The sequence below is a fragment of the Salmonella sp. WC3 genome (assembly GCF_042932255.1).
GTDB classification, from domain to species: domain Bacteria; phylum Pseudomonadota; class Gammaproteobacteria; order Enterobacterales; family Enterobacteriaceae; genus Salmonella; species Salmonella enterica.
The window spans coordinates 3789200-3800662 of record NZ_CP170629.1 but is presented as its reverse complement, the minus strand read 5'-3'; the positions used below and the strand labels follow the sequence as shown (position 1 = coordinate 3800662).

Here is an 11463-nt window from a genome sequence, read left to right as displayed (position 1 = left end):
TCAAAAGTGTTATTGTGATCGAAAAATAAAAGAAAAATATCTTAAGTTGAAAGATTGCGGGGGGAGCGGATACAAACTGAAAAGAGGAGAAAGGTGATTTATTCTCTTGTGCCGCTTCCTTGTGCGGCGGGGGATGCTTTACCATACTTCTCCCTGGCTGAATTTGTTTAATGGATCTCTCATGTTCAAGCGTCGTTATGTAGCGTTACTTCCACTTTGCGTATTGCTTGCTGCCTGTAGCAGCACGCCAAAATCTTCCGAGACTCAAGCGACGACTGGCACGTCTTCCGGCGGCTTCCTGCTTGAGCCGCAGCATAACGTCATGCAAATGGGCGGCGACTTCGCCAACAACCCTAATGCGCAGCAGTTCATTGATAAAATGGTCAGCAAACACGGTTTCGACCGTCAGCAGCTGCAGGAGATCCTCTCGCAGTCTAAAAGACTGGATTACGTCCTGCGTCTGATGGACAGACAAGCGCCGACCACTCAGCCGCCCGCCGGACCAAATGGCGCCTGGCTTCGCTACCGCAAACAATTTATTATGCCGGATAACGTGCAAAACGGCGTCGCGTTCTGGAATCAGTATGAAGACGCGCTGAACCGCGCCTGGCAGGTATACGGCGTACCGCCGGAAATCATCGTGGGGATTATCGGCGTGGAAACCCGCTGGGGACGTATCATGGGGAAAACGCGGATTCTGGACGCGCTGGCGACGCTGTCATTTAACTATCCGCGCCGGGCGGAATATTTCTCCGGCGAGCTGGAAACCTTCCTGCTCATGGCGCGCGATGAGCAAGACGATCCGCTCAATCTGAAAGGTTCCTTTGCGGGCGCGATGGGCTACGGCCAGTTTATGCCATCTTCCTATAAAGAATATGCGGTCGATTTCAATGGCGATGGGCACATTAACTTGTGGGATCCGGTAGATGCCATCGGCAGTGTGGCGAACTACTTCAAGGCGCATGGTTGGGTGAAAGGCGATACGGTTGCGGTGCCGGCGAATGGTCAGGCGCCGGGACTGGCGAATGGTTTCAAAACAAAATACAGCCTCTCTCAGCTTGCCGCCGCAGGCTTAACGCCGCAGCAATCGTTGGGCAATCATCAGGAAGCCAGCCTGCTGCGTCTGGATATCGGTACGGGCTACCAGTACTGGTACGGTCTGCCGAACTTCTACACCATTACCCGATATAACCACAGCACGCATTATGCGATGGCGGTTTGGCAACTGGGCCAGGCGGTAGCGCTGGCGCGGGTGCGCTAATTTACGCTTAGGGAGGGGAGCACCCCCTCCGCTATTATTATGGCTTTTTGGGCTGATTCTCTGCCTGCAAGTGGGATATCTTCTTTGATAGTGCCATACTATATCCCAGACATCCCAGGCCTAAGATAATTTGACCGCCATCATACGGTTCAAAATAGCCTGACGACAATATATTCAGTACTCCCATTCCTAATGAACATACTCCACCCACAATTAACCACAGCCGTAGTTGACAGGTTTGTTTCAGTTTGTGCTGTGTGCTTTCCGTTTTTTTGAGTGACATCCTTGCTTTCTCTCCGTGCGTGTAAATTTAGCGACATGGTACTGCTATTTAGTCATGTGCTACCTCATTTCATTCTGCATAAATAACCTGCTGGCATTTTTTCGGAATCCGACTCGTAAAATCGACTGCTCGTCCCCATCTCTGGTGAGAAAGTGCTATCTTGTGCGGCAGGATTTCTAACTGACAGAGGTCATGATGACTGACAGTGAACTGATGCGGCTTAGCGAGCAGGTCGGGCTGGCGTTAAAAGCGCGCGGGGCGACCGTAACGACAGCAGAGTCCTGTACCGGCGGATGGCTGGCGAAAGCCATTACCGACATCGCCGGAAGCTCCGCCTGGTTTGAACGCGGCTTTGTCACCTATAGTAATGAAGCCAAAGCGCAGATGATTGGCGTGCGTGAAGAGACTCTGGCGCAGCATGGCGCGGTCAGCGAACCCGTAGTGGTCGAAATGGCGATCGGGGCGCTGAAGGCCGCTCGCGCCGATTTTGCTGTCGCTATTAGCGGGATTGCCGGGCCGGATGGCGGCAGTGAAGAAAAGCCGGTTGGTACGGTGTGGTTTGCTTTCGCCAGCGTCAGCGGAGAAGGGATTACGCGTCGGGAATGCTTCAGCGGCGACCGTGAATCGGTGCGTCGACAGGCGACGACGTACGCGCTACAAACCCTGTGGCAACAATTTCTACAAAACACTTGATACTGTATGAGCATACAGTATAATTGCTTCAACAGTACGAATTCACTATCCGGTTCAATACCAAGTTGCATGACAGGAGTAATAATGGCTATCGACGAAAACAAACAGAAAGCGTTGGCGGCAGCACTGGGCCAAATTGAAAAGCAATTTGGTAAAGGCTCCATCATGCGTCTGGGTGAAGACCGTTCTATGGATGTGGAAACCATCTCCACCGGTTCGCTTTCACTGGACATCGCACTCGGTGCGGGCGGTCTGCCGATGGGGCGTATCGTCGAAATTTACGGGCCGGAATCTTCCGGTAAAACGACCCTGACGCTGCAGGTGATTGCCGCTGCGCAGCGTGAAGGTAAAACCTGTGCGTTTATCGATGCGGAACACGCGCTTGACCCTGTTTACGCACGCAAGCTGGGCGTCGATATCGATAACCTGCTCTGCTCTCAGCCGGATACCGGCGAGCAGGCGCTGGAAATCTGTGACGCGCTGGCGCGTTCAGGCGCGGTGGACGTCATTGTGGTCGACTCCGTAGCGGCGCTAACGCCGAAAGCGGAAATCGAAGGTGAAATTGGCGACTCTCACATGGGCCTCGCGGCGCGTATGATGAGCCAGGCGATGCGTAAGCTGGCGGGGAACCTGAAACAGTCCAACACGCTGTTGATTTTCATCAACCAGATCCGTATGAAGATTGGCGTGATGTTCGGTAACCCGGAAACCACCACCGGCGGTAACGCGCTGAAATTCTACGCCTCTGTTCGTCTTGATATCCGTCGTATTGGCGCGGTGAAAGAGGGCGATAATGTCGTGGGTAGCGAAACGCGTGTGAAAGTGGTGAAAAACAAAATCGCCGCGCCGTTTAAGCAGGCCGAGTTCCAGATCCTCTACGGTGAAGGCATCAACTTCTATGGCGAACTGGTTGACCTGGGCGTGAAAGAGAAGCTGATCGAGAAAGCGGGCGCATGGTACAGCTACAACGGCGAGAAGATTGGCCAGGGTAAAGCGAACGCGACTACCTGGCTGAAAGAGAACCCGGCGACAGCGAAAGAGATCGAGAAAAGGGTTCGTGAATTACTGTTGAGTAATCAGAATGCCACGCCCGATTTCGCCGTTGACGATAGCGAAGGCGTTGCAGAAACCAACGAAGATTTTTAATCATCAGGTGATGGTGGGTCGGGCAAAACGAAACCGCCATTCAGCAAAACGTTAAATTACCATCAAGGGCTGCATTTATGCGGCCCTTTTGGCATTTCTCCCTGTTAAGGTTTTTTATGAGTGAACCCACATCGCGCCGTCCCGCTTATGCTCGTCTCCTTGATCGTGCGGTACGTATTCTTGCTGTCCGCGATCACAGCGAGCAGGAATTACGGCGTAAACTCTCCGCGCCGGTGATGGGCAAAAATGGGCCGGAAGAGATTGATGCGACGGCAGACGATTATGAACGCGTGATCGCCTGGTGCCACGAACATCACTATCTTGATGACGAGCGCTTCGTGATGCGCTTTATCGCCAGTCGTAGCCGCAAAGGCTATGGCCCGGCGCGTATTCGCCAGGAGTTGAATCAGAAAGGCATTTCCCGTGAATCGACTGAAAAAGCGATGCGAGAATGTGAAATTGACTGGAGTGAAATGGCACGTGAACAGGCCGTTCGCAAATATGGCGAGCCGCTCCCTTCAAACTTTTCAGAAAAGGTTAAGGTACAGCGCTTTTTGCTCTATCGCGGGTATCTGATGGACGATATCCAGCAAATATGGCGAAATTTTGCAGATTGAGCGCATACGGGATTTTACTTCCCGGTAAAGAAAACTTATCTTATTCCCACTTTTTCCGTCTGGACGCGGGTTGCTTAACGGCGAACAGCGTCTGCGACGAATATTCCTTAAATACACAAAATCATTCAAGCCGCATCAAAGCGGCAAGTGAGCCTCGGGAACGCGTGACCGGGAAACTCGCAGCCAACGCAGAGGCGGCCTGAAGGATGAAGTGTAGCTTGATTTCAGGATAATTATGAGCAAGAGCACCGCTGAGATCCGTCAGGCGTTTCTCGACTTTTTCCATAGTAAAGGGCATCAGGTAGTTGCCAGCAGTTCCCTGGTGCCTAACAATGACCCCACTCTGTTGTTTACCAATGCCGGGATGAACCAGTTCAAGGATGTTTTCCTTGGGCTCGATAAACGTAATTATTCCCGTGCAACCACTTCCCAGCGTTGCGTACGCGCGGGGGGTAAACACAACGATCTGGAAAACGTCGGATACACTGCACGTCACCATACTTTCTTCGAAATGCTGGGCAACTTCAGCTTCGGCGATTACTTCAAACACGACGCCATTCAGTTCGCATGGGAATTACTGACCGGTGAAAACTGGTTTGCTCTGCCAAAAGAGCGTTTATGGGTCACCGTCTATGAAACCGACGACGAAGCCTATGAGATCTGGGAAAAAGAAGTCGGCATCCCGCGCGAGCGTATCATTCGTATCGGCGACAATAAAGGCGCGCCATACGCATCGGATAACTTCTGGCAGATGGGCGACACCGGTCCCTGCGGTCCGTGCACCGAAATCTTCTACGATCATGGCGACCACATCTGGGGCGGCCCTCCGGGAAGCCCGGAAGAAGACGGCGATCGCTATATTGAGATCTGGAACATCGTCTTTATGCAGTTCAACCGTCAGGCTGACGGGACGATGGAACCATTGCCGAAACCGTCTGTAGATACCGGTATGGGGCTGGAGCGTATTGCCGCGGTACTGCAGCACGTTAACTCTAACTATGACATCGACCTGTTCCGCACGTTGATTGAAGCGGTAGCGAAAGTCACCGGCGCTACCGATCTGGGTAATAAATCGCTGCGCGTTATCGCCGACCACATCCGTTCTTGCGCATTCCTGGTTGCCGATGGCGTGCTGCCGTCGAATGAAAACCGTGGTTATGTGCTGCGTCGCATTATTCGTCGCGCGGTTCGTCACGGCAACATGCTGGGCGCGAAAGAGACCTTCTTCTACAAGCTGGTTGGGCCGCTGATTGAGGTAATGGGCTCCGCAGGCGAAGAGTTGAAACGTCAGCAGGCGCAGGTCGAGCAGGTTCTGAAAACGGAAGAAGAGCAGTTCGCTCGTACGCTGGAGCGCGGTCTGGCGCTGCTGGATGAAGAACTGGCGAAATTGCAGGGCGACACCCTGGACGGCGAAACCGCTTTCCGTCTGTATGATACTTATGGTTTCCCGGTCGATCTAACGGCGGACGTCTGCCGTGAGCGCAACATCAAAGTCGACGAAGCCGGTTTTGAAGCCGCCATGGAAGAGCAACGCCGTCGCGCGCGCGAAGCTAGCGGTTTTGGCGCGGACTACAACGCGATGATCCGCGTTGATAGCGCTTCTGAATTTAAAGGTTATGACCATCTGGAACTGAACGGCAAAGTGACTGCGCTGTTTGTCGATGGTAAAGCGGTTGAAGCGATTAACGCGGGACAGGAAGCGGTTGTCGTGCTGGATCAGACCCCATTCTATGCGGAATCAGGCGGTCAGGTTGGCGATAAAGGCGAGCTGAAAGGCGCTGGATTTACTTTCGCTGTGGACGACACGCAAAAATATGGTCAGGCGATTGGTCACCTCGGCAAATTGTCTGCGGGCGCTCTGAAAGTGGGCGATGCGGTACAGGCTGACGTAGATGAAGCGCGCCGCGCACGTATCCGTCTGAACCACTCCGCCACGCACCTGATGCACGCGGCGTTGCGCCAGGTGCTTGGGACACACGTTGCGCAGAAAGGTTCGCTGGTTAGCGATAAAGTGCTGCGCTTCGACTTCTCGCACAATGAAGCGATGAAGCCGTCGGAGATTCGTGAGGTTGAAGATTTGGTGAATGCGCAAATTCGCCGCAACCTGCCGATTGAAACGAACATCATGGATCTCGACGCGGCGAAGGCGAAAGGGGCCATGGCGCTGTTTGGCGAGAAATACGACGAACGTGTACGCGTTCTGAGCATGGGCGATTTTTCTACCGAACTGTGCGGCGGTACTCACGCCAGTCGTACCGGTGATATCGGTCTATTCCGTATTATCTCTGAGTCCGGCACCGCAGCGGGCATTCGTCGTATTGAGGCGGTAACCGGTGAAGGCGCTATGGCCACCGTTCATGCGCAAAGCGATCGCTTAAACGATATTGCGCATCTGCTGAAGGGCGACAGCCAGAATCTGAGCGACAAAGTGCGTGCCGTGCTGGAACGTACACGTCAGCTGGAAAAAGAGTTGCAGCAGTTGAAGGACCAGGCCGCAGCGCAGGAGAGTGCAAATCTTTCCAGTAAAGCGGTCGATCTCAACGGCGTGAAGCTCCTGGTCAGCGAGCTTGCTGGTATTGAGCCGAAAATGCTGCGAACCATGGTTGATGATCTGAAAAATCAACTGGGGTCTACCGTTATCGTACTGGCAACGGTTGTTGAAGGTAAGGTTTCTCTGATTGCGGGCGTGTCGAAGGATGTGACCGACCGGGTTAAAGCAGGGGAATTGATTGGTATGGTCGCTCAGCAGGTGGGCGGTAAGGGTGGCGGTCGTCCGGACATGGCGCAAGCCGGTGGTACGGATGCGGCAGCTCTGCCTGCAGCGTTAGCCAGTGTACAAGGCTGGGTCAGCGCAAAATTGCAATAATTATAAGCGTTCGTTGGCGCCGCAGCTCGTGCTGCGGCGTTTACGTCAACGCTATCGACAACGATAAAGTCAGGTTGAAGTTTTGTATATCGGCTAAACTTAGGTTTAACAGAATGTAATGCCATGACTGCTTACACCTAAGGTGTTTGTCATCGCTTACTTTTTGGCGTTATATGATGGATAATGCCGGGATACAGAGAGACCCGACTCTTTTAATCTTTCAAGGAGCAAAGAATGCTGATTCTGACTCGTCGAGTTGGTGAGACCCTCATGATTGGCGATGAGGTCACCGTGACAGTTTTAGGGGTGAAGGGCAACCAGGTGCGTATTGGCGTGAACGCCCCGAAAGAAGTTTCTGTCCATCGTGAAGAGATCTACCAGCGTATCCAGGCTGAAAAATCCCAGCAGTCCAGTTACTAAGGTTTTCGCGTCTCACTTTTCGGGTGAGACGCAGCCTCTCTTCTCGCTCGCCCGCGTTGTCCCTTCATGACTTTTTTCAACCTCACTGTTGATATGGTGCGCTTTTGGCGGCCAGCGTGTCATCAAATTATCTGTTGATAAAACACTCTTTTTGGCTTTTTTACAGACTAATTGAGCGTGAAGTGTGCAAACGATAAAAGCTCTGGAAAAATTGTTTGACTTATAAGTCCCAGAAAGTAATATGTGCGCCACGCAGCGACGATGAGCAGAACAAGTTCTTCGAAGCACTCGTAAGAGGCGTGTGGTGAGGTGGCCGAGAGGCTGAAGGCGCTCCCCTGCTAAGGGAGTATGCGGTCAAAAGCTGCATCCGGGGTTCGAATCCCCGCCTCACCGCCATTTGCATCCGTAGCTCAGCTGGATAGAGTACTCGGCTACGAACCGAGCGGTCGGAGGTTCGAATCCTCCCGGATGCACCATCTCTTACTTGATACGGCTTTCACCGCGGTATCAATATCGGCAGTAAAGCAAGTTTTCCGATGCATCCGTAGCTCAGCTGGATAGAGTACTCGGCTACGAACCGAGCGGTCGGAGGTTCGAATCCTCCCGGATGCACCATATTCTCCGTACTTTCAGCAATGCAGATAAGATAGCGGTAATCACCGCTGGCATCAGAAGGATAACGTTGCGTCAGCAACGGCCCATAAGGCGAATAATCCTCCCGGATACGTCACTGCCCTGCAATCGCTTTTCCCCTTATCCTGAACACACCTCTTCATCTCTATTAGCGACAAAATCAACCAATTGCGATAAAGTACTGTCTGGTTATTCGGTTTGCGAGAACACGATGTACGCACGTTATGCTGGTTTGATTTTTGATATGGACGGTACTCTCCTGGATACCGAACCCACGCATCGCAAAGCGTGGCGTGAGGTTTTGGGGCGCTATGGTCTTCGTTTTGATGAACAGGCAATGGTCGCGCTTAACGGTTCGCCAACCTGGCTTATCGCCCAGTCAATCATTGAGCTTAACCATGCCGATCTTGATCCCCTGTCACTGGCGCGTGAGAAAACCGACGCGGTAAAAAGCATCCTGCTGGACTGCGTAGAACCGCTGCCGCTGGTTGAGGTGGTAAAAGCGTGGCATGGGCGGCGTCCCATGTCGGTCGGTACCGGTAGTGAAAGCGCTATCGCGGAAGCCTTGTTAGCGCATCTGGGGCTGCGTCGTTATTTTGATGCGGTTGTGGCGGCAGATCACGTACAGCATCACAAACCTGCGCCTGACACCTTCCTACTGTGCGCCCAGCGGATGGGCGTCATGCCGACGCAGTGCGTGGTATTTGAAGATGCCGATTTTGGTTTACAGGCGGCGCAGGCGGCGGGAATGGATGCCGTGGATGTCCGACTATTGTGAGTGACGGACTGTCGCTCCTGTCTCTGTTTGCCAGTAGTTTTCTCAGCGCGACGCTGTTACCCGGTAATTCTGAGGTGGTTTTGGTTGCTATGCTGGTCTCCGGCGTCAGCCATCCCTGGGTCTTAGTCTTAACAGCAACAATGGGTAATAGCCTTGGAGGGGTAACTAACGTTATTCTTGGGCGTTTCTTTCCGCTGCGCAAAACGTCGCGCTGGCAGGAAAAAGCGACTGGCTGGCTAAAGCGTTATGGCGCAGCCACACTATTATTAAGCTGGATGCCGGTCATCGGTGATTTGTTGTGCCTGTTAGCGGGATGGATGCGCATCCCGTGGGGGCGGACGATCTTTTTTTTGTGTCTTGGTAAGGCGCTGCGCTATGTTGCGCTCGCAGCGGCGACGGTTCAGGGCATGATGTGGTGGTAATAATTGTAGGTTTGGCATGTATGGCCGCCATTACAGTTATGCTTATTAAAACGATTTGGACAGGCGGGAGGTCAATTTGATCCCGGACGTATCACAGGCTCTGGCCTGGCTGGAAAAACATCCTCAGGCGTTAAAGGGGATACAGCGCGGGTTAGAGCGCGAAACGCTGCGTGTCAATGCTGATGGCACGCTGGCGACAACAGGTCATCCTGAAGCGTTAGGTTCAGCGCTGACCCATAAATGGATTACCACGGATTTTGCGGAAGCCCTACTGGAGTTTATTACGCCAGTCGATGGCGATATCCAGCATATGCTCACTTTTATGCGCGATCTCCATCGGTATACGGCTAGGAAACTGGGCGATGAGCGGATGTGGCCATTAAGTATGCCCTGCTATATTGCGGAAGGGCAGGACATAGAGCTGGCGCAGTACGGCACATCAAATACCGGGCGCTTTAAGACGCTCTATCGCGAAGGGCTGAAAAATCGTTATGGCGCCTTGATGCAAACCATCTCCGGCGTACATTACAATTTTTCATTACCGATGGCGTTCTGGCAGGCGAAATGCGGCGTTACGGAAGGCGAAGCGGCAAAAGAAAAAATTTCTGCCGGCTATTTTCGTCTGATTCGCAACTATTACCGTTTTGGCTGGGTCATCCCCTATCTGTTTGGCGCGTCTCCGGCCATTTGTTCCTCTTTCCTGCAAGGGAAGCCAACCACATTACCGTTTGAAAAAACGGACTGCGGCATGTACTACCTGCCATATGCGACGTCGCTGCGTTTGAGTGATTTGGGCTATACCAATAAGTCGCAAAGCAATCTCGGAATTACGTTTAACGATTTGCATGAATACGTTGCAGGTCTGAAGCGCGCGATTAAAACCCCTTCCGAGGAGTACGCGCGGATTGGTGTGGAAAAAGACGGTAAGCGGCTACAGATTAACAGCAACGTTTTGCAAATTGAAAATGAGCTGTACGCGCCCATTCGTCCCAAGCGCGTGACGCGCAGCGGCGAATCGCCTTCTGACGCGCTTCTGCGTGGTGGTATTGAGTATATTGAAGTTCGTTCTCTCGATATTAACCCGTTCTCACCGATCGGCGTAGACGAGCAACAGGTGCGCTTCCTCGATCTGTTTATGGTCTGGTGCGTATTGGCCGATGCGCCGGAAATGAGTAGCGATGAGCTGTTATGTACGCGTACTAACTGGAATCGCGTTATTCTGGAAGGGCGTAAGCCGGGCCTGACGTTAGGCATTGGCTGTGAAACTGCGCAATTCCCGCTGCCCAAAGTAGGGAAAGATCTTTTCCGCGATCTGAAACGCGTGGCGCAAACGCTGGACAGTATCCACGGGGGAGAGGAGTATCAAAAGGTGTGTGACGAGTTGGTCGCCTGCTTTGATAATCCTGAACTGACATTCTCCGCCCGGATCTTACGGTCTATGATTGATGAAGGCATTGGCGGCACCGGGAAAGCGTTCGGTGAGGCTTACCGTAATCTGTTACGCGAAGAGCCGCTGGAGATTTTACAGGAAGAAGAGTTTATTGCTGAACGTGACGCTTCAGTACGTCGTCAGCAGGAGATTGAGGCGGCGGATACCGAGCCGTTTGCCGCGTGGCTTGCAAAACACGCCTGACCCAAAAGAAAAAGGCCACTCACGGAGTGGCCAAAATTTCATCGCTGAAAACAGGGATGATGATAACAAATGCGCGTCTTTCATATACTCAGACTCGCCCCGGAACAAAGAGTTCAGTTTATTTTTAAAAAATTATCGGAGGTGACTAAATGCCATTATTAGATAGCTTCGCAGTCGATCATACCCGGATGCAAGCGCCGGCGGTCCGGGTTGCAAAAACGATGAACACCCCGCATGGCGACGCAATCACCGTGTTTGATCTGCGTTTTTGCATTCCGAACAAAGAAGTGATGCCGGAAAAAGGGATTCATACGCTTGAGCATCTGTTTGCTGGCTTTATGCGCGACCACCTCAACGGTAACGGCGTTGAGATTATCGATATCTCGCCGATGGGCTGCCGTACCGGTTTCTACATGAGCCTGATTGGCACGCCGGACGAGCAGCGTGTTGCCGACGCCTGGAAAGCGGCGATGGCGGATGTGCTGAAAGTGCAGGATCAAAACCAGATCCCGGAGCTGAACGTTTACCAGTGTGGTACGTATCAGATGCACTCGCTCAGTGAAGCGCAGGACATTGCCCGTCATATTCTGGAGTGTGATGTGCGCGTGAACAGCAATAAAGAGCTGGCGCTGCCGAAAGAAAAACTGCAGGAACTGCATATTTAGTCTTATTGGTAAGCGGTTCCAGTATTTAAATTAACCCCGGTCTATG

At 52.7% G+C, this 11463-nt stretch carries 11 protein-coding genes and 3 tRNA genes; 13 read left to right on the top strand and 1 reads right to left on the bottom strand.

Going from position 1 to position 11463, the window contains the following annotated elements; translation table 11 throughout:
• Window positions 1-181 precede the first annotated feature (181 nt).
• Entirely contained in the window at window positions 182-1261 is a 1080-nt protein-coding gene (mltB, locus tag ACFK9X_RS18585; RefSeq protein WP_151117300.1) for a lytic murein transglycosylase B, read from the top strand.
• Window positions 1262-1298: 37 nt separating this feature from the next.
• Here mltB and ACFK9X_RS18580 read toward each other — a convergent pair whose 3' ends face one another.
• A complete protein-coding gene (locus ACFK9X_RS18580) occupies window positions 1299-1544 on the bottom strand; it encodes a hypothetical protein (RefSeq protein WP_151117298.1) in 246 nt (81 codons plus the stop codon).
• Window positions 1545-1739: 195 nt separating this feature from the next.
• Here ACFK9X_RS18580 and pncC point away from each other — a divergent pair, with 195 nt between their 5' ends.
• The 12 genes from pncC to luxS all read left to right on the top strand — a co-directional run bounded on the left by pncC (window position 1740) and on the right by luxS (window position 11417).
• Complete coding sequence (gene pncC, locus ACFK9X_RS18575) at window positions 1740-2237, top strand: nicotinamide-nucleotide amidase (RefSeq protein WP_000132239.1); 498 nt, start codon at window positions 1740-1742, stop codon at window positions 2235-2237.
• Between the two features lie 84 nt (window positions 2238-2321).
• On the top strand, window positions 2322-3383 hold the full coding sequence (gene recA / locus ACFK9X_RS18570) for a recombinase RecA (RefSeq protein WP_000963150.1): 1062 nt from the start codon (window positions 2322-2324) through the stop codon (window positions 3381-3383).
• A 116-nt stretch (window positions 3384-3499) separates the two neighbouring features.
• On the top strand, window positions 3500-4000 hold the full coding sequence (gene recX, locus ACFK9X_RS18565; RefSeq protein WP_001294863.1) for a recombination regulator RecX: 501 nt from the start codon (window positions 3500-3502) through the stop codon (window positions 3998-4000).
• A gap of 235 nt (window positions 4001-4235) precedes the next feature.
• On the top strand, window positions 4236-6866 hold the full coding sequence (alaS, locus tag ACFK9X_RS18560; protein WP_151117296.1) for an alanine--tRNA ligase: 2631 nt from the start codon (window positions 4236-4238) through the stop codon (window positions 6864-6866).
• Between the two features lie 234 nt (window positions 6867-7100).
• Window positions 7101-7286 (top strand): carbon storage regulator CsrA, encoded by a 186-nt coding sequence (gene csrA / locus ACFK9X_RS18555; RefSeq protein ID WP_000906486.1) that lies wholly within the window; start codon window positions 7101-7103, stop codon window positions 7284-7286.
• 303 nt (window positions 7287-7589) lie between these two features.
• Window positions 7590-7682 (top strand) — tRNA-Ser (locus ACFK9X_RS18550).
• A gap of 3 nt (window positions 7683-7685) precedes the next feature.
• Window positions 7686-7762, top strand: a tRNA-Arg gene (locus ACFK9X_RS18545).
• A 62-nt stretch (window positions 7763-7824) separates the two neighbouring features.
• Window positions 7825-7901 (top strand) — tRNA-Arg (locus ACFK9X_RS18540).
• Between the two features lie 229 nt (window positions 7902-8130).
• Window positions 8131-8697, top strand: a complete 567-nt coding sequence (gene yqaB, locus ACFK9X_RS18535) for a fructose-1-phosphate/6-phosphogluconate phosphatase (protein ID WP_151117294.1) — start codon at window positions 8131-8133, stop codon at window positions 8695-8697.
• Window positions 8694-9119, top strand: coding sequence for a YqaA family protein (locus ACFK9X_RS18530; protein WP_001279499.1), 426 nt, complete (start codon window positions 8694-8696; stop codon window positions 9117-9119). The genes yqaB and ACFK9X_RS18530 overlap by 4 nt, the downstream gene beginning before the upstream one ends.
• A gap of 76 nt (window positions 9120-9195) precedes the next feature.
• Window positions 9196-10752 (top strand): glutamate--cysteine ligase, encoded by a 1557-nt coding sequence (gene gshA / locus ACFK9X_RS18525; RefSeq protein ID WP_000611821.1) that lies wholly within the window; start codon window positions 9196-9198, stop codon window positions 10750-10752.
• 149 nt (window positions 10753-10901) lie between these two features.
• The gene (gene luxS / locus ACFK9X_RS18520; protein WP_001130193.1) at window positions 10902-11417 is read left to right on the top strand and encodes an S-ribosylhomocysteine lyase; all 516 of its coding nucleotides are present in this window, start codon (window positions 10902-10904) and stop codon (window positions 11415-11417) included.
• The last annotated feature ends 46 nt before the right edge of the window (window positions 11418-11463 follow it).